Origin of the sequence: Streptomyces sp. NPDC000075, from assembly GCF_040301925.1 — a bacterium.
Taxonomy (GTDB): Bacteria; Actinomycetota; Actinomycetes; order Streptomycetales; family Streptomycetaceae; genus Streptomyces; species Streptomyces polychromogenes.
In genome coordinates, this window is record NZ_JBEPFL010000001.1 from 263,971 (window position 1) to 287,782 (window position 23,812).

At 74.4% G+C, this 23,812-nt stretch carries 14 protein-coding genes and 1 pseudogene; 10 read left to right on the plus strand and 5 right to left on the minus strand.

The window, feature by feature from the left end:
- Positions 1-18: 18 nt before the first annotated feature.
- Positions 19-183 carry a hypothetical protein gene (locus tag ABT403_RS01065; RefSeq protein WP_344167485.1) on the minus strand — a complete coding sequence of 55 codons (165 nt, stop codon included), beginning with the start codon at positions 181-183 and terminating at the stop codon, positions 19-21.
- A 155-nt stretch (positions 184-338) separates the two neighbouring features.
- On the opposite strand from ABT403_RS01065, the gene ABT403_RS01070 reads away from it, so the two are divergent.
- Positions 339-1,955, plus strand: coding sequence for a purple acid phosphatase family protein (locus tag ABT403_RS01070; RefSeq protein WP_344167482.1), 1,617 nt, complete (start codon positions 339-341; stop codon positions 1,953-1,955).
- 50 nt (positions 1,956-2,005) lie between these two features.
- On the opposite strand, the gene ABT403_RS01075 is transcribed toward ABT403_RS01070, so the two are convergent.
- Positions 2,006-4,396 (minus strand): xanthine dehydrogenase family protein molybdopterin-binding subunit, encoded by a 2,391-nt coding sequence (locus ABT403_RS01075; RefSeq protein ID WP_344167479.1) that lies wholly within the window; start codon positions 4,394-4,396, stop codon positions 2,006-2,008.
- A 315-nt stretch (positions 4,397-4,711) separates the two neighbouring features.
- On the opposite strand from ABT403_RS01075, the pseudogene ABT403_RS01080 reads away from it, so the two are divergent.
- Together ABT403_RS01080 and ABT403_RS01085 are read left to right on the plus strand one after the other, a co-directional pair.
- A pseudogene (locus tag ABT403_RS01080) lies at positions 4,712-4,900 on the plus strand (PucR family transcriptional regulator ligand-binding domain-containing protein); the annotation flags it as partial.
- 77 nt (positions 4,901-4,977) lie between these two features.
- On the plus strand, positions 4,978-6,375 hold the full coding sequence (locus ABT403_RS01085) for a helix-turn-helix domain-containing protein (protein WP_344167473.1): 1,398 nt from the start codon (positions 4,978-4,980) through the stop codon (positions 6,373-6,375).
- Positions 6,376-6,386: 11 nt separating this feature from the next.
- Here ABT403_RS01085 and ABT403_RS01090 read toward each other — a convergent pair whose 3' ends face one another.
- Positions 6,387-7,613 carry a saccharopine dehydrogenase family protein gene (locus tag ABT403_RS01090; protein WP_344167470.1) on the minus strand — a complete coding sequence of 409 codons (1,227 nt, stop codon included), beginning with the start codon at positions 7,611-7,613 and terminating at the stop codon, positions 6,387-6,389.
- Between the two features lie 124 nt (positions 7,614-7,737).
- Between ABT403_RS01090 and ABT403_RS01095 the strand changes: the two genes are divergently transcribed.
- Positions 7,738-8,448, plus strand: a complete 711-nt coding sequence (locus tag ABT403_RS01095) for a TetR/AcrR family transcriptional regulator (protein WP_344167467.1) — start codon at positions 7,738-7,740, stop codon at positions 8,446-8,448.
- 258 nt (positions 8,449-8,706) lie between these two features.
- A complete protein-coding gene (locus ABT403_RS01100; protein WP_344168401.1) occupies positions 8,707-10,203 on the plus strand; it encodes an APC family permease in 1,497 nt (498 codons plus the stop codon).
- A 40-nt stretch (positions 10,204-10,243) separates the two neighbouring features.
- Here the strand turns inward: ABT403_RS01100 and ABT403_RS01105 are convergent, their stop codons facing one another.
- On the minus strand, positions 10,244-11,527 hold the full coding sequence (locus ABT403_RS01105) for an IS701 family transposase (protein ID WP_425580329.1): 1,284 nt from the start codon (positions 11,525-11,527) through the stop codon (positions 10,244-10,246).
- 275 nt (positions 11,528-11,802) lie between these two features.
- Here ABT403_RS01105 and ABT403_RS01110 point away from each other — a divergent pair, with 275 nt between their 5' ends.
- Entirely contained in the window at positions 11,803-13,116 is a 1,314-nt protein-coding gene (locus ABT403_RS01110) for an ankyrin repeat domain-containing protein (RefSeq protein WP_344167464.1), read from the plus strand.
- Positions 13,117-13,303: 187 nt separating this feature from the next.
- Here the strand turns inward: ABT403_RS01110 and ABT403_RS01115 are convergent, their stop codons facing one another.
- The gene (locus tag ABT403_RS01115) at positions 13,304-14,053 is read right to left on the minus strand and encodes an ABC transporter ATP-binding protein (RefSeq protein ID WP_344167461.1); all 750 of its coding nucleotides are present in this window, start codon (positions 14,051-14,053) and stop codon (positions 13,304-13,306) included.
- A gap of 197 nt (positions 14,054-14,250) precedes the next feature.
- Between ABT403_RS01115 and ABT403_RS01120 the strand changes: the two genes are divergently transcribed.
- The 4 genes from ABT403_RS01120 (at position 14,251) to ABT403_RS01135 (ending at position 23,803) form a co-directional block, all read left to right on the plus strand.
- Positions 14,251-17,523 (plus strand): FtsX-like permease family protein, encoded by a 3,273-nt coding sequence (locus ABT403_RS01120; protein ID WP_344167458.1) that lies wholly within the window; start codon positions 14,251-14,253, stop codon positions 17,521-17,523.
- Positions 17,520-20,435 (plus strand): hypothetical protein, encoded by a 2,916-nt coding sequence (locus tag ABT403_RS01125; protein ID WP_344167455.1) that lies wholly within the window; start codon positions 17,520-17,522, stop codon positions 20,433-20,435. Before ABT403_RS01120 ends, ABT403_RS01125 begins: the two co-directional genes overlap by 4 nt.
- Positions 20,432-21,406 (plus strand): ABC transporter ATP-binding protein, encoded by a 975-nt coding sequence (locus tag ABT403_RS01130; RefSeq protein WP_425580316.1) that lies wholly within the window; start codon positions 20,432-20,434, stop codon positions 21,404-21,406. The genes ABT403_RS01125 and ABT403_RS01130 overlap by 4 nt, the downstream gene beginning before the upstream one ends.
- 159 nt (positions 21,407-21,565) lie before the next feature.
- Complete coding sequence (locus tag ABT403_RS01135; protein ID WP_344167452.1) at positions 21,566-23,803, plus strand: sulfatase family protein; 2,238 nt, start codon at positions 21,566-21,568, stop codon at positions 23,801-23,803.
- Positions 23,804-23,812: the final 9 nt, after the last annotated feature.

Here is a 23,812-nt window from a genome sequence, read left to right on the forward strand (position 1 = left end):
CGGCCGTGGACAACACCCCTAGCCAGGAAAGCCGCTGGCGAGTCCCACGAGTACGAGGACGAGACCGGCCGAGCACACGATGCGCTGCCCGTGCGACCAGTTCCCCCAGCCGCGGTCCCCCTTGCTCCCCGCCATGAGCACCACGCCGCCGCTCACGAACACGCACACTCCCCACATGGTCATCCGGCCATCGGACGCGGTGGGACACGGGCGCGTCAAGACGCCTGCGGCGGGCGGACGCCGGAAAATTTTCGTTCAAGAGTGGTTCCGGCGGGCGTTGTGGCGGTCGATCGGGCCTAGGGTGCACACGATCGATTTCCTTGAGGAACGGGGGTTCCATGTCCATTCCGCGCAGGGCGTTACTGGCGGGCTCGACCGCCGGTGCGGCCGCCGCCGTCGTCGGGGGTGCGGGAAGCGCCGGGGCGGCCGGGCCGCCGGGTGCCGCCGCGTCGCCGCTGCTCCAGCGCACGCCCAGCCGTATCGGGGTGCCGGGGGTGGCCGGGCTGCACCTGCAGTTCGGGTCCGATCCCGCCACCGAGATGACCGTCTCCTGGATCAGCCCCCAGTCCGTCCGCCGGCCGCGCGTCCACCTCGGCTCACCGGACGGGGGCGCCGGACACGCCGTCGACGCCGAGACCCGTACCTACCGCGACGGGCTCTCCCAGCGCGAGGTGTACGTCCACCACGCCCGTATCACCGGGCTGCGGCCCGACACCACCTACCTGTACTCCGCCGGGCACGACGGCGCCGCGCAGGAGACCGGATCGTTCACCACGGCGCCGCGCGGGCGCACCGCGTTCACCTTCACCAGCTTCGGCGACCAGGGCACGCCCAACCTGCGCCGGACCCTCAAGTGGCCCACCAAGGACACGCCGCCGCCGCTCGGCCCCTTCCCGCTGTACACCAGCACCCAGGGCGGCACCGAGGCGTCCTCCGACATCGTGGCCGCGGTGGAACGGGTCGGCCCGCTGTTCAACCTCGTCAACGGTGACCTGTGCTACGCGGGCGTCGCCGGAGCCATCGGTGAGGACCGGGTGGCGACCTGGGCCGACTGGTTCATCGGCAACAGCCGCTCGGCACGGCTGCGCCCCTGGATGCCCTGCGTGGGCAACGGCGAGACCGAGAAGGGCAACGGCCCCCTGGGGCTCACGGGTTACCAGACCTACTTCGCGCTCCCGGGCGCGACGTCCGCCGGCGAGGCCGAGACCCGGGGCCTGTGGTACGCCTTCACCGTCGGCTCGGTCCGCTTCATCAGCCTGGCCAACGACGACGTGGCGATCGTGGACAGCGGCGAGATGTATCTGCGCGGATACTCCGGCGGCGCCCAACGACGCTGGCTGGAGCGGGAGTTGCAGGCGGCCCGGGCCGGCAGGGACATCGACTGGATCGTCGTCTTCATGCACCATCCGATGATCTCCAGCCACCGCAGCGGCGGCAGCGACCTCGGCGTGCGCCAGGAGTGGGGCCCGCTCTTCGACGCCTACGGGGTCGACCTGGTGCTCTGCGGCCACGAGCACTACTACGAGCGCTCGCTCCCGGTCCGCGGCGTCCTGCCGGGCGACGTCCGCACCCCGCTCCCGGTTTCCACCGCCACCGACACCGCCGACACCGGCAAGGGGACCGTGCACATGATCATCGGGGGCGGCGGCAACTTCGCCACCACCCAGGACGACCTGTTCGAGGAACCCAAGGGCCGGGTCGTGGTGGAGGTGAGCAAGGAACCCGAGGGCCGCCACCGCAAGCCCGTCTACATCACGGAGGACGCCCCCTGGCGGGCCGTCCAGGACCGGGTCCACGGCCACGGCTTCGCCGCCTTCGACGTCGACCCGGGCACCCGCGGCAGCGGCCGTACCCGGATGCACGTCACGTACTACACCTTCGAGGGCCCCTACGGGGAGCTGACCCCGGTGGACACCTTCACCCTGGAGCGGCCCCGGGCGGACGCCCGGCACTGAACCGGTGGTGCGGCGGCGCGCGGCGGCCCGGCGGCGCGCGCCGCCGTCCGTCAGAGCCCGGTGAGGTGCTCGGGCCGGACCGGGGTCCTGTTCAGTTCGAGCCCCGTCGCGTTCCTGATCGCCGCGAGGACGGCCGGGGTGGAGGACAGGGTCGGGGCCTCGCCGATGCCGCGCACCCCGTACGGGGCGTTCGGGTCGGCCAGTTCCAGGTAGTCCACCGGGATGACCGGGGTGTCGAGGATGGTCGGGATCAGGTAGTCCGTGAAGGAGGGGTTGCGCACCTTCGCCGTCTTCGGGTCCACGATGATCTCCTCCATCACCGCCACTCCGAGCCCCTGGGTGGTGCCGCCCTGGATCTGGCCGACGACGGACAGCGGGTTGAGGGCCTTGCCGACGTCCTGCGCGCAGGCCAGTTCGACGACCTTCACCAGGCCGAGTTCGGTGTCGACCTCCACCACCGCGCGGTGCGCGGCGAAGGAGTACTGGACGTGCCCCTTGCCCTGCCCGGTGACCCGGTCGAAGGCCTCGGTGGGGAAGTGCCGCCACTCCTCCTCGACCTCGACGACCTCGTCCTCCAGCACGTCCACGAGGGTGGCGAGGACCTCGCCGCCGGCGGTGACCACCTTGCCGCCCTCCAGCAGGAGGCCGGGAGCCGCCCATGCCGGGTGCGCGGAGCCGAACTTGCGCCGGCCGATCTCCAGGACCCTCGCGCGGACGTGCTCGCAGGAGTTCTTGACGGAACCGCCCGTCATGTACGTCTGCCGGGCGGCGGACGTGGAACCGGCCGATCCGACCTGGGTGTCCGCCGGGTGGATGGTGACCCGCTGGACGCCGAGCTCGGTACGGGCGATCTGGGCGTGGACGGTGACACCGCCCTGGCCGACCTCCGCCGCCGCCGTGTGCACCATCGCGACGGGCTCGCCGCCCACGACCTCCAGGCGCACGCGGGCGGTGGAGTAGTCGTCGAAGCCCTCGGAGAAGCCGACGTTCTTGATGCCGACGGCGTAGCCGACGCCGCGGACGATCCCCTCCCCGTGCGTGGTGTTCGACAGGCCGCCCGGCAGCGCCCGGAGGTCGGCCTCGCCGTCCGAGGTCTCCCACTGCCGTTCGGGCGGCAGGGGGCGGTCCTTGACCATGCGCAGCAGTTCGGCGACCGGGGCGGGGGAGTCGACCCGCTGGCCGGTGGGCATGACGGTGCCCTGCTCCATGGCGTTCAGCCGGCGGAACTCGACCGGGTCCATGCCCAGCTTCGCCGCGAGCTTGTCCATCTGGGCCTCGTACGCGAAGCAGGCCTGGACCGCGCCGAACCCGCGCATCGCCCCGCAGGGAGGGTTGTTGGTGTAGAGGCCGACCGCCACGATGTCCACGTCGTCGATGACGTACGGACCCACCGAGAGCGAGGCGGCGTTGCCCACGACCGAGGCCGTGGACGAGGCGTAGGCGCCGCCGTCGAGCACGATCCGGCACTTCATGTGGGTCAGCTTGCCGTCCCTGGTGGCGCCGTGCTCGTAGCGGAGCTTCGCGGGGTGGCGGTGCACGTGGCCGAAGAAGGACTCGAACCGGTTGTAGACCATCTTCACCGGCTTGCCGGTGCGCAGCGCCAGCACACTGGCCAGGATCTGCATGGAGATGTCCTCGCGGCCGCCGAACGCGCCGCCGACGCCGGCCATCGTCATCCGGACCTTCTCCTCGGGCAGCCCGAGGACGGGGGCGATCTGCCGGAGGTCCGAGTGCAGCCACTGGGTGGCCACGTACAGGTCGACCCCGCCGTCCTCGGCGGGCACCGCGAGGCCGGACTCCGGGCCGAGGAAGGCCTGGTCCTGCATGCCGAAGGTGTACTCGCCCTCGACGATCACGTCGGCCCGCTTGCGGGCCTCCTCCACGTCGCCGCGGACGACCGGCTGGTGGTGCACGATGTTCTGGTGCGGGACGTACGCGCTGTGGTGGTCGTCGCGGTCCTCGTGGACGAGGACCGCGCCGGGCGCCAGCGCCGAGGCCTCGTCGGTGACGAGCGGCAGCTCCCGGTACTCGATCCTGATCCTCGCGGCGGCCCGGCGGGCCGTCTCCGGGTGGTCGGCGGCCACGAGGGCGACCGGCTCGCCGTGGTGACGGACCTTCCGGTGGGCCAGGACCGGGGTGTCCCGGAATTCCATGCCGTAGTACTTCACCTCGGCCGGCAGGTCGTCGTACGTCATCACGGCGTGGACGCCCGGCACGGTCAGGGCGTCGGAGGTGTCGATGGAGACGATCTCGGCATGGGCGACGGTGCTGCGCAGGATCTGGCCCCAGAGCATGTCCTCGTGCCACATGTCGGAGGAGTACGCGAACTCGCCGGTGACCTTGAGCGTGCCGTCCGGGCGGAGCGTGGACTCGCCGATGCCGCCCCGGGTGCGGGAGCCCTGAGTGACTCCGGAGGGTATGCCGTTGGTGGTTTCAGCCATGATCAGACCGTCTCTTCCTGAGGTACCCGGCGCGCCGCGGCCGCGCGGCCGCGTCCGGGATCTTCCTGTTGCCGTGCGGCGGCAGGGGCCCGACGGTGCCGCGACCCCCGTGCGCGGCACGCCGTTCGGCGGGGCTTCCCGGGCCCGGCCGCACGTCCAGAAGTAGACCGTGCGGGCCGGGGGCGAGGCAGTCACCGATCGCTCGAAACCGGCTCTCCCCCCGGCTGTGGACGACCGTGCGTTCCCACCGCCGCACCGCGTTGAGCTGCGACGACGTAGGTCCGGCGAGGAATGCGGTGTGAGAAGCTGGCGATCATGCGACTACGCGACCTCCTCGACGCCGAAGAGCTGGGGCTGGTGCTCCTCGTGGGGCGGGAGGGCGGCGACGGCGCGCTCGACCGGCCCGTGCGCGCCGTCCCCGTCATCGACCTGGCCGACCCGGGGCGGTTCCTGGAGGGCGGGGAACTCGTCCTCACCGGGCTGGCCTGGTGGCGCCGCGACGGGGACGCCGAGCCCTTCGTGAGCGTCCTCGACCGCGCCGGGGTCACGGCCCTCGCGGCCGGCGAGGTGGAACACGGACGGTGCCGGACGACCTCGTCCGCGCCTGCCGGCGCCACGGCCTGCCGCTCCTCGCCGTGCGGCCGGAGACCTCGTTCGCGGCCGTCACGGAACTCGTCCTCGGCCGGCTGCACCGCCGGGACACCGGCACCCTCGCGGCCGTGGTCGAGCGCCACCGGCGGATGCTGGCCGACCGGAGCGCCCCCGCCTCCGTCCTGGAGCTCCTGCGCCAGGACCTCGGCCACGACGTGCGCGTCCTGTCCCCGGCGGGCCGTCAGATCGCCGGGGCCGGGCCCGCCCTGCGGGCGGGGACCGCGAGGGCGCTGGCGGCGAGGTACCTCGCCGCACGCCGCTCGGATGCGGCGGCACCCCACCGCGTCACGGTGGGGAACCGGCTCCACTCGCTCCTGCCGGTACCCGACGGGGCGACCGCCGGGCCGCGGGCCGGGGCGGAGTACGCCGCCGAACTGGGCGACTGGCTGCTCGCCGTGGAGGCCGACACCTCGGCCTGGCCCGTGCACGAGGCACGGCTCCTGGACCGGGTCGTGGAGGTGCTGGCCGACGCGCGGTCCGCGCACGAGCGGGACAAGGCGGCGCTCCACGACCTGGCGGGCCGGGCCCTCGACCTGATGCGCAGCCCCATCCCGGCCGAGGAGATACCCGTCCGGCTCAGCGCCACCGCCCAGGCCGTCGTCAGCGGGGTGTCCACCTGGAAGCGCTGCCAGTTCGTGGTCGCGGGCGGCCGCTGGAACGGCGGCCGCCCCGTTCCCGCCGCCGCCCTGCGCGCGCTCCTGGAGGAAGCCCTGATCCAGCCGGACGGCCCGGTCCCGGTGACCGCGCAGGACATCGCGGGCACCGTCGACGGGGAACACGCCGTGCTGCTGGTCCTCGTCCCCGAAGCCCCGTCGCCGCTCCCCGGCCCGGCCCTCGACGCCGGCGCCCTCCAGCAGCGGCTCGGCGCCGTGCTCGGGCGCTGGCTGGGCCCGGCGGAGAGCGTCTCCGTCGGCCTCGGCGCCCCCGCGGACGAACCGGGGAACGCGCGCCGGGCGCTGGAACAGGCCCGCCACGCCCTGCGGATCGCCCACGACACCCCGGAACGGGTCGCCGTACGCGGGGCGGACGACCTCACCGCCCACATCCTGACGCTGCTGCCGCTCATCCCGGCCGAGGCCCGCCGGGCGTTCGCCGCCCGCTTGCTCGGCCCCCTGCGCGAGCACGACCGCCGCCACCGGACCGACCTGCTGGCCACCCTTGAGGCGTTCCTCGACTGCGACGCGTCCTGGACGGCCTGCGCCGCCCGGCTCCACCTGCACGTGAACTCGCTGCGCCACCGCATCGCCCGCATCGAGCAGCTCACCGGCCGCGACCTGGCCCTCCTGGAGACCCGCCTCGACTTCCTTGCGGCCCTCAAGGCCGGCTGAGGACCGGGTGCTCAGCCCTGTTCGCGCAGGCCCCACGGGGAGCCGTACTCCGTCAGCAGGTCCAGGAACGGGCGCGGTGCGAAGGCCTCCGGGCCGAGCACCCCGGACCGCGCCCAGACGCCGCCGGCCATGAGTTCGAGCGCCACCACCGGGTTGACGGCGGTCTGCCACACGACGGCCTGGGAGCCGTACTCGCGCATCGACCACCGGTTGTCCACCACGTGGTACAGGTACACCTCGCGCGGCAGACCGTCCTTGGTGCCCTTCACCCAGGTGCCCGCGCAGGTCTTGCCGGACATGCGCTCGCCGAGCGTCGCCGGGTCGGGCAGGCAGGCGGCCACCACGTCGCGCGGGGAGACCCGTACCGGGCTGCCGTCCGCGCCGCGCACCGTGACGGGTGCCGTCGAGTCCAGGCCCAGCGCGTGCAGGGTCCGGAGCTTGCCGATGAAGTCCTCGCCCAGCCCGTACTTGAAGGTGACGCGCCGCGCCTCCACCCAGCGCGGGACCAGCAGCACCTCCTCGTGCTCGACGTTGACGCACTCGACCGGGCCGATGCCCTCCGGGAAGTCGAACACCTCCGGCTCGCTGAAGGGCTCGGTGGTGAACCAGCCCCGGTCGCGTTCGTAAACCACGGGCGGGTTCAGGCACTCCTCGATCGTCGTCCAGATGTTGAACGACGGGGCGAAGTCGTAGCCCTCGACCGTCAGGTTCGCCCCGTCGCGGATGCCGATCTCCTCGATCTCGTCGAACAGTTCGTCCGCCGCGTAGCGGGCGAACACGTCCGACAGGCCGGGTTCCACGCCCATGCCCACCAGCGCCAGCCGGCCCGACTTCTCCCACGCCTCCGTCCGGGCGAACTGCTCGTCGCCCAGCTTGACCCCGCACTCGGAGTACGGCAGGCCGGGGTGCGGCCGGGACAGCGACATCGCCATGTCCATGTAGTGGCTGTCCGCGGCCAGGGCCGCCTCGAACAGGGGCATCACGAAGCGGGGATCGGTGGCGTTCAGCAGGACGTCGCACCGCTCCTCGGTGAGGAGCGCGGCCACCGCCGCCTCGTCGGAGGCGTCGATCCGGCGGGCCGTGAACCGGCCGGCGGAGTCGTCGAGCGCGGCCACGGCGGCCTCGGCGCGGGCGAGGTCGTAGTCGGCGACCACGAAGTGGTCGAAGAAGTCCCGGCGGGCGGCGATCCGGGTGATCGCGGTACCGACGCCGCCGGCGCCCACAAGCAGAACACGCATGACGAAACCCTCTCTCGGCGGGGTCCACGGAGGTCCGTGCCCCATGGGAGGGATGAAAGCCGGGCCCGCAAGATAAGGTCAATGGTGTTGGCATAAGGATCGGCGTACGGTCGGAGGGTTCCCGATGGCGAAGCAAGTGGTCCCCGAGGACGCCCGCAAGCGGCGGCGTCCCACCCGGCAGGGCGTCGTCCTGTCCGAACGGCTGATCGTCGACACCGCCCTGCGCATGCTGCGCGAACACGGCAGCGCGGGCCTCTCCGCCCGCCGGCTCGGCGCCGCCCTCGGCGCCGACCCCAGCACCCTCTACCGGTACTTCGACGGGATGGACGGCCTGACCCTCGCCATCGGCGAGGAACTGATCGGACGGGCCCTGGAGGGCTGGTCGGCCTCCGGGACGTGGCGCTCCGACCTGCGCGAACTCGGGCTGCGCATCCACGGCGCCTACCTCGCCCACCCGCAGGCCGCCGTGCTGACCGCGAGCCGCGTCACCGGGCGCCCCCGCGAGATCGCCGCCGACGAGGCCGTCCTCGGCATCCTGCGCACCGCCGGCTTCCCGGACCCGGAGGCGGTCCTGATCTACCACGCCTTCATCGACCAGAGCCTGGCCTTCGCCGCCCTCGACGCCGGCGCCCTGGCCCTGTCCGAGGCCGCCCGGATCTCCGACGAGCGGCAGTGGGAGTCCACCTACGCCCGGCTGCCCGCCGACGAGTACCCGCACATCGCGGCCACCCGGCGGCTGCTGGCCGCCCGGATGAACCACAGCGCCTACCCGGTCGCCCTGGACATGCTCCTGACGAGCGCCGAAGCCCGGCTCCAGGCCCTGCGCGCCCGCTGAACCCGGCCGCCCGTCCCGCCCGCCGGGAGCCTTATGCCAACACCATTGACCCCCGAGCGGCCGCACGGGTTTCCTCGTCGCAGTTCACGCCCTGTTCACACCGCGCCCGGCAGCGGCGCAGCCAGCACACCGCACTCAGTACAGCGAGGGACGATGGCCGCAGACACCCCGCCGGAGACGGCCGCCCGAACCGCCACCGCGACCGCCCCGAAGGCCACGACCACGGCCACGGCTACGACCACGGCCACGACCGCTCCTATGGCGGCCGTCCCGGCCGGCGCGCTCAAGGCGGACGCGATCGGCTTCTTCGGCGCACTGGCCATCGGCCTCAACGCCACCTCGCCCGCCTACTCGCTGGCCGCCGTCATCGGGCCCCTGGTCGCCCTGGCCGGCGTGTACGCCCCCGGCGTCCTGCTCGCCTCCTTCGTCCCGATGCTGCTGATCGCCTCCGCCTTCCACTTCCTCAACCGGTCCGACCCGGACTGCGGTACGACCTTCTCCTGGGCCACCCGCGCCCTGGGCCCCACCACCGGCTGGCTCGGCGGCTGGGCCATCGCGATGACCGGGGTGCTCGTCGTCGGCTCGCTCGCGGACGTGGCCGTGGGCTTCGGGCTGCTCGCCGTGGGCGCCGACGGCCTGGCCGGGAACGCACTGGCACGCGAGGCCCTGACCGTCCTGCTGATCCTGGTCATGTCCTGGCTGTGCGTTCGCGGCACCGAGGCCTCCGCCCGCTTCCAGAACGCGCTCGTCCTGCTCCAGGTCGTCTGCCTCGTCGTGTTCGCCGCCGTCGCCCTGTACCGGGTCTACGCCGGCACCGGCAGCCTGGACGCCGTCCGCCCCGCCGCCGGCTGGCTCAACCCCTTCGGCGCGGGCGGATCCGCGCTCACCGGGGGGCTGCTGCTCGGCGTGTTCGCGTACTGGGGCTGGGAATCCGCCCTCAACCTGACGGAGGAGACCAAGGACTCCGCCAACGCGCCCGGCCGGGCGGGCATCTGGTCGACGGTCGTGCTGCTCGCCACCTACCTGTCCGTGGCCTTCGCCGTCGTCGCCTACGCCGGCACGGCCTACCTGGCGGGACGGGCCGACACCGAGGAGGACGTCTTCGCCGCCCTCGCCCACGAGGTGCTCGGCGGCTGGGACTGGATCCTGCTTCTCGCCGTCAGCACCTCGGCCCTCGCCTCGACGCAGACGACCATCATCCCCGCCTCCCGCACGGCCCTGTCCATGGCCCGCCGCCACGCGCTGCCCGCCCGCTTCGCCGCCGTCGACCCCCGCCGGGGCACGCCCGGCACCAGTACCTGGTGGGTCGCCGGCACCGCCACCGTCTGGTACGTCGTCATCCACCGGATCAGCGAGAACGCCCTCGCCGACTCCCTCACCGCGCTGTCGCTGCTGATCGCCTTCTACTACGCCCTCACCGGCATCGCCTGCGCCGTCTGGTACCGCAAGCGGCTGACCCGGGGGCTGCGCCCCTTCCTGCTGCTCGGCGCCGGGCCGCTGATCGGCTCGGCGCTGCTGGTCTGGCTGCTCGTGGAGTCCGTCGCCGACATGGCCGACCCCCGCAACGCGGCCACCTCGACGGCCTGGTTCGGGCTGGGCGCACCCCTGGTCATCGCCCTCTTCCTGGCCGGGGCCGGAGTGGTGCTCATGCTGCTGCGCCGGGCGGCCTCGGGCGCCTTCTGGCGCGAACGGCCGGGCACACACCGGGAGTCACCGACCGGGGCCGGCCCGGGCGACGCGGTCCCTCCGGCCTGACCCGGACAACACGCCTAATACTCCAGTGCGAATTCGTGATCTATCCGGTTGAGGGGGCCGCGAGTCGTCGTTGGTAGTGGCTGCGGCGGACGGTGGCCTGGTGGTGTCTGCGCCAGTTCGACCAGTGCAGCAGCCTGCGCGGGGAGGTGTTCGCCGGGATCAGCAGGGCGCCGAGCAGGTGACGGATCTCCGGGACGGTCAGGTCGATCGGGTCGGTGCTGCGGGCGGGTCGGTTCGGATCGGCGGTCCTGGCCGGTGTCGCGTCGGCGGCGAGGGCGGCCAGGAAGGCCAGCGCGAGCATGGCCAGGGTGATGTGCCGGTGCCAGGCCGTCCAGTGGCGGACCTGGTAGTGGTCCAGTCCCACCTGGCCTTTCGCGGCCTGGAAGCACTCCTCGATGCACCACCTGGTCCCGGGCACCTTGACCAGCTCGGACAGCGGCACTCGCCTCGGGGAACAGCACAGGTAGTAGGCGAGTTCGCCGCAGTGCGGGTTGCGGCGGATCAGCAGGTGTCGATGGCCGTCGGTGCCGGTCTCGATCCAGGCCCAGTCGTAGTAGCGCGGCCCCTTCGCCCCGGCTCCGGCGCTCTGCCGGTGCCAGGCCGAGGCGGGCAGGCGGTCGGCGACGGCATCCGCGCGGGCAGTGGTTCGCCCGTGGTTGATCTGCACCCGTGTGCTGCAGGCGACGGCCAGCACGTAGCCGATGCCACGGGACTCCAACAGGGCGCGCAGGCCGGGGTCTTGGCCGTATGCCTCGTCGCCGGTCACCCAGGAGACGTCGATCCCGCCGTCCAGTGCTGCCGTGATCATCTGTCCGGCCAGCGTGGGCTTGGTCGCGAACTCCACCTGGTCGGGCACGCCGGCGCGGATTCGGCGCTCGGTATCCTGGCACCACGAGGCGTCGGGCAGGTAGAGCCGACGGTCGATCAACGCCCGTCCTCTGCTGGAGGCGTAGGCGAGGAAGACGCCGACCTGGGTGTTCTCGACCCGGCCTGCGGTGCCGGTGTATTGACGCTGCACGCCGGCCGAGGCGGTTCCCTTCTTCAGGAAGCCGGTCTCGTCCACGATCAGGACGCCGTCCTCGGCACCGAGGTGCTCGAGGACGTAGGTGCGGATGTCGTCGCGGACCGCATCGGCGTCCCAGCGGGTGCTTCGCAGCAGCCGCTGCATTGGCCCGGGGCGGGCGTGACCGGCCTGCTCGGCCAGCCGCCAGCAGTTCTTCCGCTCGACGCCGGACAGCAGGGCGAGCACGAAGGCGCGGGCCGTCGCTAGGGGCTCCACCCGCTTGAACCGGCCCGCGATCCGGGCCATGGCCTGGTCGAACATGGCACGCCAACGGGCGGCATCTATGCTGTGGTCCGCGGCCACAGCACGATCTTCAGGAGTCCACACCACCCTTGATGCTCACGCGGTGGCCGCTCCAGATCCACTGGATGCGGCAGGCTGCTTCAGCCGGTGGGATCCGCGTAGGACGAGGCTCGGGATCGACCGCCGATGCGACATGCCGTCAGCGGCCCGACACTCAGATATTCAGCCCATGGCTCCGGCCCGGGACGGCGTCACGGACTCGACCGACTATGCCTCTCCCGGCCTGCGGCTGCGTGGCGATCGAGTGCAACAGGGGGTTGGGGATGGGCGAGGATCCACTCGTCACAGCAGTGCGGAACGGGGACGAGAACGCGGTCAGGATACTGCTCGAGGACGGGGCGGACCCCGACGTCTTCGACGAGCAGGGCACCCCCGCACTCTGCCTGGGCATCTCAGCGTTCAACTCGACGATCGCCAGCTATCTGGTGAAGGGCGGCGCGGATACAGACCGCCAGCTGCCCGACGGGACCACGCCCCTCTTGCAGGGCACCGACAGCGGTTCCATCGGTCTCGTCTTTTCCCTGCTCGGTGACGCGGCGCTGACCAGCGAGGCCACCCGCGCGGAACTGCTGGCACACGCCCGGCGGTGGCACGAGAAGGGCCCGGTCGCCATGCTCCGGGAGCGGACCGGCACCTCGGATAAGGTCGAGCGGGTTCGCATCCGGGACAGGGAATGGACCACCGAGTACCACGAGCTCCGGCTCGGCGGACTGACCGTCCGCGACGGCCACACAGGGATCCTCACTCTCCTCGAGAAGCACTTCGGACTACACCTGGGCATTGACGAATTGGCGGCCCGCGCGTGCGCACTCGACTACCCGGACTATGAACACGCCGTCTGGTCGGAGATCGTCCACACCGTTGCCCGCAGGCAGGACGACGAGACCTGGGAGGCCGCGGCGGCACTGCGGAACCATCCCGATCCCCTGCATCGCCGCTTCGGCGTGGAGGTCCTGGTCTGCCTCAACCTCGAGGCTGAGCTGACGGACGTCCCGAGTCCGTTCGAGCAGTGCACGCTCGAGCTCCTCCTCTCCTGGGCACGGGAAGAGGGACACCCGGACGTCCTGGCCGAGACCCTGGCCGGCCTGAGCCACCATGAGGACCCGAGGATCGAGCCGCTGGGGCTCTCCTACCTTGCCCACCCTGCCTCGCGGGTACGTGCCCGAGTGCCCTCGACCCTGAGCGTCGTGAACTCGGAGAGGTCTGGGCGGAAGACGTTCACCTCCGAGGGGCTGAATGCCCTGCTTGCACTGGCCCGGGACACCGACTCCTCCGTACGCCACGTCGCCGGCTACGGGCTCGCTTACAGCCTGAATCCGGAACCCGTCATCGGAGACACTCTGGCCGGTCTGCTCGATGACGAGAACCAGCAGACCCGGATCTGGGCCGTCTACGGACTGGCCGAGCGGGACGATCCGCGCTGCATTGAGGGCGCCGAGCGGGTGGGACCCGTCGACGAGTACGAGTCGTGGTCCTGGATACTCCGCGCGCCCTCGCGGTACGAGGAGCGCCAGAGGGAGCGGGAAGCGCCAGCCGCGACCGAGTAGCGAACGCTCGCCTCTGCATCCCATCGTGTGCCGGCTGTGGTCATCCGGGCCGGCTCTGCTCCGCCCATCCGGTACACGATGCGGCTTGGCGCCTGCCCCGACGCTCACGAACCTCGATCCCCGAACCCACCAACGAAGCCCTCGGCCACATGCGACCAACACAAGATCGCGAAGTCGCACTGGAGTACTAAGGGGTGCCGTCGTTCGCGCCGGGTTCCACGATGCGGCCGTCGCGCAGTTCCACGACGCGGTCGGCGAGTTCGATCAGGTTGGGGTCGTGGGTGGCGACGAGGACGGTGACGTCCTTGCCGCGCACCACCGCGCGCAGCAGTTCCATGATCGACCGGCCGGTCTCCAGGTCCAGCTGGCCCGTGGGCTCGTCCGCGATGATCAGGTCGGGGTCGTTGGCCAGGGCGCGGGCCACCGCGACGCGCTGCTGCTGGCCGCCGGAGAGCTCGCCGGGGCGCTGCTCGGCGTGGTCCGCGAGGCCGACGAGGGCGAGCAGGGTCCGGGCACGTTCCTCGCGCTCCTTGGCGGGCAGGCGGCGCAGCCGCATCGGCACGCCGACGTTCTCGGCGGCGGTGAGGACGGGGATCAGGCCGAAGGACTGGAAGACGAAGCCGATGCGGTCGCGCCGCAGGGCGAGCAGGCCCGTCTCGCCGAGTGACGCCAGGTCGGTGCCGTCGACGGTGATCCGGCCGCCGGTCGGGGTGCCGAGGCCGCCGACGAGGTTCAGCAGGGTGGTCTTGCCGGAGCCCGACCGGCCCCGGAGGGCGATGAGTTCGCCCCGGCGGATCTCGAAGGACACGCCGCGCAGGGCGTGGACGGCCTGCGGTCCGCTGCCGAAGCTGTGGTGCACGTCGTCCACCACCACGATCGGCGTGCCGGCGGCCTCCCGCTCCGGCGTGGCCGTGGGTGATGGCTGATTCTGCGTCATGAAATGTGGTCCCCCGGGGAGTTGTCCGAGCGGCGCCCCGGGCCCGCCTCCCGTGCGTACGGCGCCGCTGTCGCTTTGTGCTCACATTTGCGCACTCGCCACTCCCGTCACGCAAGTCCCTTCCTCTCTCCGTCCGAATCTGACAGCATCGTCCGCTATCCGGTACCGAAAGTCCGGACGGGGGAGGAACGGAACACGTGCTCGGCTTCGTCGTGCGCCGGCTGCGCGGGCGATGGCCGCTCGCCGTCGCCGCGCTGCTCACCGTACTGATCACCGCGACGGCTCTGACCGCGCTCACCGCCTTCACCCGCGGCGTGGGGGAGGAGGGGCTGCGCCGTGCCCTGACCGGCCCCGAACGGGCCGGGACGGCCGTCGTGATCACCAGCGGCCGCCCCGCCTCCGCCCGCGCCCAGGACGACGCCGCCGTACGGGCCTACGCCGACCAGGTCTTCAGACGGTTCCCGGTCGACTCGCGGAGCGTGGCGCTCAGCCGTTCCTACGGGCTGCCCGGCCCCGCCGTCTCCGGCCGCGACGCCGACCTGACCCTGTTCGCCGCCCTCGGCCGGGACAGCGTACGGCTGCTCGCCGGCCGGTGGCCGCAGCCGGTGACCGCCGCCGTCGGATCCGGAGCGCCGCCCCAGGCCGCCGTCCCGCGCGCGGCCCTGGCCCGCCTCGGCCTGACCGACTCCGCGCTGCCCGCGCAGGTCCGGCTGGACGACCGCTTCGGCGGGTCCCCGCTGACGGTCCTGGTCACCGGCGTGTACCGGGCCGCCGATCCGGACGCCGGGTACTGGCGGCTCGACCCGCTCGGCGGCCGCGAGATCCACGTCGCGAGCTTCACCACCTACGGCCCGTTCATGGTGGACGACACCGCCTTCACCACGGGCGGCCTCCCGCAGAACTACCGCGGCACCCTCCTGACCCCGGACCTGGGCACGATCGGAACCGCCGAGGCCCGGGCCGTCGGAGCCGCGACCGGCCCCGCCGGCGCCGCGCTGAAGCGCACCGGCTCGCTCCAGGTGGCCACCGACCTGCCCGAACTGCTCGCCCGGCTGGACTCCGGACTGCTCGTCGCCCGCTCCACCCTCCTGGTGGGCGCGCTCCAGCTCGCCGTCCTCGCGGCCGCCACCCTCCTGCTCGTCTCCCACCTGATGACGGTCCGCCAGGAACCGGAGCGCGTCCTGCTCACCGCCCGCGGCGCCTCACGCCGCCGCCTCGGCGTGCTGAGCGCGGCCGAGGCACTGCTGCTCGCCCTCCCGGCCGCCGTCCTGGCACCACTGCTCGCACCGCCCCTGCTGCGCCTCTTCGGCCGCTTCGGACCGGTCGGGCGCGTCCACCTGGAGATCCCGGACACCTGGCTCGTCTGGCCGGTCGCGGCCGGCTGCGCCCTGGCCTGCGTCCTGCTCACGACCCTCCCCTCCGCCCTGCGCGGGGCCTCGGCCGCCGTACTGCGCCGGGCCGGCGGCCGGCAGGCCCTGGTCACGGGCGCCGCCCGCTCCGGACTGGACCTGGCCGTGGTGGCCCTCGCCGTCCTCTGCCACCAGCAGCTCTCACAGCACGGCGGCACCGACGACGCCCCCTCGGGCGCCGCCCCCGCCGACGGCGGCCTCGGCGTGGACCCCGTGCTGGTCGCCGCCCCGGTCCTCGCCCTGTGCGCGGGCACGCTGCTGGTCCTGCGGCTGCTGCCGTTCGCCACCCGGGCCGGGGGGCGCCTGGCGGCGCGCGGCCGCAGCCTCGGCCCCGCCCTGCTCGGCTGGCAGTTCGCCCGACGGCCCGGCCGGGCCACCGGGCCCGTGCTGCTGCTGGTGCTCGCCGTCTCCAGCGGGGTCCTCGCCCTCGGCCAGCACGCCGCCTGGACCACCTCCCAGCGCGACCAGGCGGACTTCGCGACCGCCGGCGGACTGCGGATCTCCGGCAGCGGCATGTCCCCGATGGGACAGGGCGGCCGCTACGGGGCCCTCCCCGGCGCCGACCGGCTGATCCCCGTCGTCCGCCGGGACCAGCCGCTGCCCGGCGGGGGCACCGCAGAACTCCTCGCGCTGGACTCCGCCAAGACGGGCCGATACGTACCGCTGCGCGCGGACCTGCGCGGCGGACGCGACCTGCGGGAGCTGCTGGCCCCGCTCGCCACCCCCGCCGAGGCCCCCGGGGTCCCCCTGCCCGGCTCCCCCCGCCGCGTCGACCTCGACGTGACGGTCCGGTCCACCGGGATGAGCCGGGCCGCCGTGAGCCTGCTCCTGCGCGACCGGTACGGGGCCACCCACACGACACCGCAGGCCACCCTGCCCCCCGGCGGCGACACCACCCTCCGCTTCCCGCTGGACGCCCTGACCGACGCCCCCATCGGCTCGGCCGCGACCCCGCTGGCGCTGGCCGGCGTCCACCTCACGTACGCCGGGGACGGCGGCCCCGCCGGAGACGGCGCCGAGCTGACCCTGCGCCGGATCGCCGTCTCCGACACCGTGGACGGTGCGGCCACCGCCGTCCCCGCACCGGCCGCACCCGGCCCCGCCGGGGGCTGGCGACTGGCGCCCCCGGACGGCCCCCGCGCCGCCGGAGTCCCCGTCCTCTCACCCGCCGCCGACGGCTCCACCGACTGGCTGAAGCTGCGCTACTGGGGCGGGTTCGGCACCGACAAGGGCGTCCACGCCCTGCTGTTCCCCACGCCCGCCGCCCCGCCCGCCACCCCCGTCCCGGCCGTCGCCACCACCCGCTACCTGAGCTCCCTCGGCGCCGCCACCGGCGACACGGTGCACATCACCCTCGACGGGGTGACCGTCCCGCTGCGGATCACCGGAGCCGTGGACGCCCTCCCCACGGCCGGACGGACCGCGCTCGCCGTCGACCTGCGCACCCTCGGCCGGTTCCTGCTGGAGACCGCCGGACAGCAGCCGGCCGAGCCCACCGAATGGTGGCTGCCCGCCGTCTCCGCCGCCGACCCCGTCCCCGCCCGCGCCGCCGACGCGCTCCGCCGGGGGGTGCGGACCGAACGCGTCCAGCTGAGCGGGGAGATCACCGCGGGCCTGCTCGACGACCCGCTGAGCGCCGGCCCGCAGAGCGCGCTGGCCGCCCTCGCCGCCGCCTGCGCGGTCCTCGCCGCCATCGGCTTCGCCGCCGCCACCGCCGCCGAACGACGCGTACGGGCCCGGGAGTTCTCGGTCCTGCTCGCGCTCGGCACCCCGCGCCGGTCGCTGGCCCGGGCCGCCGCCGCCGAGGGGGGCGTGCTGATCCTCCTCGGGACCGCCGTCGGGACCGGGCTGGGGGTCGCCCTCGTCCACCTGATGGCGCCCCTGGTCGTGCTGACACCCGCCGCCCAGCGGCCGTTCCCGCCCGTACGGGTGGACATGCCCTTCTGGCAGACCCTGCTGACGGCCGCCGCCATCGCCGCCGTACCCCTGCTCGCCGCCGCCTTCAGCGGCCCCCGGGGCCGCGACATCGCCGCCCGGCTGCGCCCCGTGGAGGAGATGTGACCACCCTGCCGCCGCCCACGACCCCGCGGCCCTCCGCCACCCCGAGGCCGGCCCCGGCCGCCGCAGGGCCCGCGCCGTGGGTCGCCACCCGGCTGCGGGCGGCCAAACTGGGCACCCTGCTCGCCGCCGTGCTGGCGTTCGTCGCCGTCCTGCTGGCCGCCGCGCTGCCGAGGGCCCAGGACCGGGGCGCCGACCAGGCACTGCGCTCCTTCCTCCAGCGCGGCGGGCCCGGCTACACGAGCCTGACCGCGACCGCGCCGCCCCCGGAGCGGGACCAGGGCACCGACCTCCTGGACACGACGCGGCGAACCCTCCTCGCGCACACCGGGGGCAGCTTCCACGTCGACCCGGACACCGTGGTGTACGGCACCTGGACCGTCAAGGGCCGGGGACTGCTGAACCCGGAACTCGACGCCCCGTCCGGCCTGCCGCCCGTGATGCGCCTGCTGTACGTACGCGACGCCCGGGCCCACGTACGGCTGGTGGAGGGGAACTGGCCGGCCGACGCCCCCGCGGCCCCCGGCACGGCCGCCCAGGACGGACCTCCCCTGAAGATCGCGCTCTCGCAGCGCGCCGCCCGGACCATCGGCGCCCGCCTCGGATCGGTCCTGACGACCTCGCCCGTGCCCGGAGGCGGTCCCCGCGCGGAGGTCGTCGGCCTCTACGCGGTCGCGGACGAGACCGAGGACTTCTGGGTGGACCTGGGCTGCCTCGCCTTCGCCTGCGCGTACCACCAGGGGGACAACGCCTACTGGGCCGCCGACGCCCTCGTCGGAGCCGCCGACCTGCCCCGCCTGGACGGCTGGAGCTCCACCGCCGAGGACTTCTGGCGGCTTCCGGTGGACACCGGCCGGCTGCGGGCCGACCGGCTCGCCGCCACCGAGCGGGACATCGCCTCGTACGTCACCGGGCCCGTCGCCGCCGAACTGGTCTCACAGACCGGGCGGGAGATGCTCCGCACCAACTCGCGGCTGCCCGAGCTGTTCACCCAGGCCCGGGCCCGCGCCCGGGCCGCCGCTCCGCTCGCCGCCATCGGACCCGCCGGGGTCGCCGGGGTCGCCCTCGTCGTCCTGTGCCTGGCGGGCGCGCTCGCCGCGGACCGCCGGGAACCCGAGCTGAGGCTGCTGCTGGCCCGGGGCGGCTCACGGGCCGGGATCGTCGGCCGGCTCCTGGGCGAGGGCGCCGTCACGGTCCTCCCGGCGGCCGCGGCGGCCACCGCGCTCGCCGTCCTGCTGCTGCCCACACCCCGGCTCGCGGCCTCGCTGATCTCCGCCGCCGCCGTCACCCTGCTCGCGCTGCTGGCCTTCCCCGTCCGCGCGGCCGTCCTGCTGTCCCCGCCGCGCCCGGCCGCGCGGTGGCGCAGGCCCGTCGCGGAACTGCTCGTCCTCGCGGCCACGGGCGCCGCCGTACTGGAGGTCCGCCGCCGGGGCGTCGCCCCCTCCGGCAGCGGCGTGGACCCGCTGCTGATCGCCGCCCCGCTGCTGCTCGCCCTGTGCGGGGGACTGCTGCTGGCCCGGATCCTGCCCCTCGTCACCGCGGGGCTGGCCCGGGCGGCCGGCCGCAGCCGCGGGCTGGTCGGCTTCCTCGGACTGGCCCGCGCCGCCCGAGGCCCGGGCGGACGGAGCTCCGCCGCGCCCGCCCGGGGCCGGACCGGACCCTCCGTCCTGCCGCTCATCGCGCTGCTCCTGGCCGTCACGACCGGCGGGTTCGGGGCCTCGGTCCTGCGATCCGTGGACGCCGCCCGCCTGGCCGGGGCGCACCGGACGATCGGCGGCGACGCCGCGATCTCCGCCGTCGGCGCCGGCACCCTCCCCGAGGGGCTGGTCAAGGCCGCGGACGGACTGCCGGGCGTCAGGACGTCCGTGGCGCTGTGGACGGACGACGACTCCTGGGTCCTCGGCACCTCCCGGGACCGCACCCGCGTCACCCTCGTCGTCGCGGAGCCCGCCGCCTACGCGGCCCTCTCCCGGGCCCTGGGCTGCGGCGCCTTCGCCCCCGCCCTGCTGGGCGGGGGCGGCACGGGTTCCGCCGAGGCCCCGGTGCCGGTGCTGTTCAGCGCCGGCCTGGCCCGGCAGGCCGCCCCGGGCACCCACACCCTGCGGCCGGGCACGGGCGGGGAACTGCGCGTGCGTTCCGCCGGCGTGATCGACTGCACCCCCGCCCCCTCGGGCCCGGGCGGCGAGACGGTCGTCCTGCCGGCGGGCCCCGCCACGGCCCTGATCCGCGGCGCGGCCCACCCCAACCGGTGGCTCGCCACCGGCTCCGTCGACGCGGAGCGGCTGCGCGCCCTGACCCGCGCCGCCCGCCCGGCGCCGTCGGCGACGCCTCCAGCGGCCTCCCCGGCGCCCTCGGCCGCCCCGTCGACCCCGTCGCCGGACCCGGCCCCGGAGCCCGCCGCGCGGCAGGACCCGGACGCGGGGGAGCGGTACCTGGTGCGCACCAGCGCCGAGTACGTCGCCGAGCTGGGCGCCGATCCCCTGCAGGGCTCGGCCGAGCGCCTGTTCTGGTCCTGCGTGGCCGCGGCCGCCGGCTTCGCGCTGCTGGCCGTCCTGCTCACGCTCCTCCGCAGTGTCCCCGAACGCGCGGCGCTGCTGGCCCGGCTGCGCACGATGGGGCTGCGCCGCCGCCAGGGCGTGGCGCTGATCCTCGCCGAGGCCCTGCCGCAGACCCTGGCCGCCACGCTGGGCGGGGCCCTGACGGCGGCGGCCGCGGTGGCGCTGCTGGGCCCGGCGATGGACCTGTCCACGCTGGTCGGCGCGAGCGCGCCGACCGGTGTGGGGCTCTTCGCCGGAGCCGTACTGACACCGGCGCTGGGCCTGGCCGCCCTGGTCGCCGCGGCCGTGCTCGTCGAGGCGGCGACGTCCGGGCGACGGCAGATCACCACCGAGTTGAGAGCGGGAGACCAGCGTTGAACACCGACCAGCCGACGTACGAGGAACTGCGCCGCCGGGCGGAGGCCGCCACGGAGTCCCGCACCCCGGCCGTGGACGCCGCCATCGCCTGCGACCGCCTGGTACGGATCTTCAGCGCGGACGGCGTCGAGGTCCAGGCCCTCCAGGGACTGGAACTCACCGTCGCCCAGGGTGATCTGGTGGCCCTCGTCGGGGCCTCGGGCAGCGGCAAGTCCACCCTGCTGAACATCCTGGCGGGCCTGGACGTCCCGACGGCGGGCAGCGCGGCCGTCGCCGGCTACGACCTGCTGGAGCTCTCGGCGCGGGACCGGCTGCGCTACCGGCGCGAGGCCGTCGGCTTCGTCTTCCAGCAGACCGCCCGCAACCTGCTGCCGTTCCTGACGGCCGCCCAGAACGTGGCCCTGCCCATGCAGTTGAGGGGAGGCGGAGGTGGAGGCGGAGGCGGCCGGCGCGGTGCCGGCGCGCGCCGCGCCGCCCGGGTCGCGGAGGTGCTGGACGCCCTCGGGATCGGCGACCTGGCGCACCGGCACCCGGCGCAGCTGTCCGGCGGGCAGCAGCAGCGCGTGGCGATCGCCGTCGCGATGGCCAACGACCCCAAGGTGCTGCTGGCCGACGAGCCCACGGGCGAGCTGGACTCGGAGACGGCCGCCGCGGTCTTCGAGACCTTCCGCACCGTGAACAAGGAACTCGGCGTGACCGTCGTCATCGTGACGCACGACCCCATGGTGGCGGGCGAGGTCCGCCGCACCGTGGCCATCCGCGACGGCCGCACCAGCAGCGAGGTCCTGCGCAGCCTGGTCACCGACGAGCACGGCGAGGAGTCCGTCAGCGAACGCGAGTACGTGGTCCTCGACCGCTCCGGACGGGTCCAGCTCCCGGCGAAGTTCCTGGCGGCCCTGGGCATGGAACACCGCGTGGCCGTGGACCTGGCCGCGGACCACATCGAGCTGAGGCCGGACGGAGGCCGCTGACCCCGCCGCCCGTGTCCGGCGGGGGCCGTGGGGGCGGACGGCTGGGGATGGCCGCCGTCACAAGGTCTTCATACCCCGTGCATGGTTCCGGCGGCCCCGCGCGGCCCATGATCGGCGCACCCGCCCCGTCCGCGACCCGCACCAGAGGAGCATCCCGCCATGCCCAGCCGCCGTACGTTCCTGGCCGGTACGACCGCAGCGCTCGGCCTCACCGCCACGACCGCCACCGCCGCGCCGGCGGCCCGGGCCGTGACCACGCCGGTGACGGCCCCGGCGGACGCCCCCGCCGCCCGGCTGCCGAACCTCGTCGTCGTCCTCGCCGACGACCTCGGCTACGGCGAACTCGGCGCGTACGGACAGAAGCTGATCACCACTCCCCGCCTGGACCGGCTCGCCGCCGAGGGGCTCCGCTTCACCGACGCCTACTCCACCGCCGCCGTCTGCGCCCCTTCACGCGGCTCCCTCCTGACCGGACTCCACACCGGCCACGCCACCGTCCGCGCCAACCCGTCCTCCGGCGGCCAGGGCTCCCTCACCGCCGCCGACACCACCTTCGCCCAGGTGCTGCGGGCCCGTGGCTACCGGACCGCCGTGATCGGCAAATGGGGCTTCGGGCCGGAGGCTCCCGGCCAGGACAGCCACCCGGCCGCCCGCGGCTTCGAGGAGTTCTACGGGTACATCGACCACGGCCACGCCCACCAGTACTACCCCGAGTACCTCTGGCACAACGACGCCAAGGAGGCCATCCCCGCCAACGCCGGCGGCGCGAAGGCCGTGTACGCACCGGACCTGCTGGAACGCCACGCCCTGCAGTTCATCGACGACCACGCGGCGGAGCCCTTCCTCCTCCTGCTCACCCCGAACGTGCCGCACGCCCCCAGCGACGTCCCCGACACCGGCGCCTACGCCGACCGCGGCTGGAGCGCCGCGAACAAGGGGCACGCCGCCCAGGTGAGCTACTTCGACGCCCTCGTCGGCAAGGTCGTCGACCGGCTGCGCGCCCTCGGCCTCGAACAGGACACCGTCCTCCTCGTCACCAGCGACAACGGCCCCCACGAGGAGGGCGGCGTCAACCCCGACCTGTTCGACGCCAACGGCCCGCTGCGCGGCTACAAGCGCAACCTCTACGAGGGCGGCGTACGGATCCCCCTCATCGCCTGGGGCCCCGGCCGGGTCCGGCAGGGCACCACCGACCGCCCCACCCCCCTGACCGACGTCCTGCCCACCCTCGCCGAGCTCGGCGGGGCCCCCGCCCCCGCCGACGTGGACGGACTCTCCGCCGCGCCCCTGCTCGCCGGCAGCCCCGACGCCGCCCGCCACGGACACCTGTACTGGTTCCGCGACGAGCTCGGCGTCACCAGCCGCGCCAACGCCCAGGACGCCCAGCGCGCCACCTGGCTCGCCGAGGCCCTCCGCCGCGAGAACTGGAAGGCCGTGCGCTTCGCCCCCGAACGCGACCACGCCCTGCCCGACGCGAAGTGGCAGGTCGAGCTGTACGACCTGGCCGCCGACCCCGGTGAGACCCGCGACCTCGCCGCCACGTACCCGGCCAGAACCGCGGAACTGGTGGCACTGATGCGCGCCTCCTGGAAGGACCCCTACCCCCGTGCCGGATTCGGCACCCGCCTGACCCTGCCCGCCCTGGCCGTCCCGGGCGAGGCCCTCACCGTCACCGCCACCTTCGACAACGGCTCCGCGCGCCCCTGGACCACCGCCGGGCTCACCCTGCGGGCCCCCGCCGGATGGACCGTGACCCCCGCCTCCCCGACCACCGCCCAGCAACTCCCGGCAGGCGGCCGGCTCACCGCGTCCTGGCAGGTCACCCCGCCCGCGGACGCCGCCCCGGCGACCACCTGGACGTTCACCGCCGAAGGCACCGCCCTCGCGCCGGGCGGTCCGGTCCGCTACCCGGCCACGGGGACCGTCCCCACCCCGCCGCCGGCCCCCACCCGCGACTCCTACCTCTCCGACCTCACCTGGATCAGCGCGACGAACGGCTGGGGACCGGTGGAACGCGACGCCTCGAACGGCAAGAACGCCGCCGGGGACGGCCCGCCGATCTCCTTCGGGGGCACCACCTACCCCAAGGGACTCGGCGTCCACGCGCCCAGCGAGATCGCCTACCACCTCGGCGGGGCCGCCGCCCGGTTCACCGCCCTCGTCGGCATCGACGACTTCTCCGCCCGGCAGAGCACGCTCGGCGCCACCCGCGCCAAGGTCTACGGAGACGGCCGCCTGCTGCTGACCACCCCCACGCTCACGGCGGCCGGCGGCCCGGTCGCGGTCGACCTGGACGTGCGCGGCGTACGCGTGCTGCGCCTGGTGGTCGAGGACGCCAACAACCGCACGTCCTTCGACCACACCTCCTGGGCCCTGGCCCGCGTCACGGTGGCCTGAGCCCGTCCG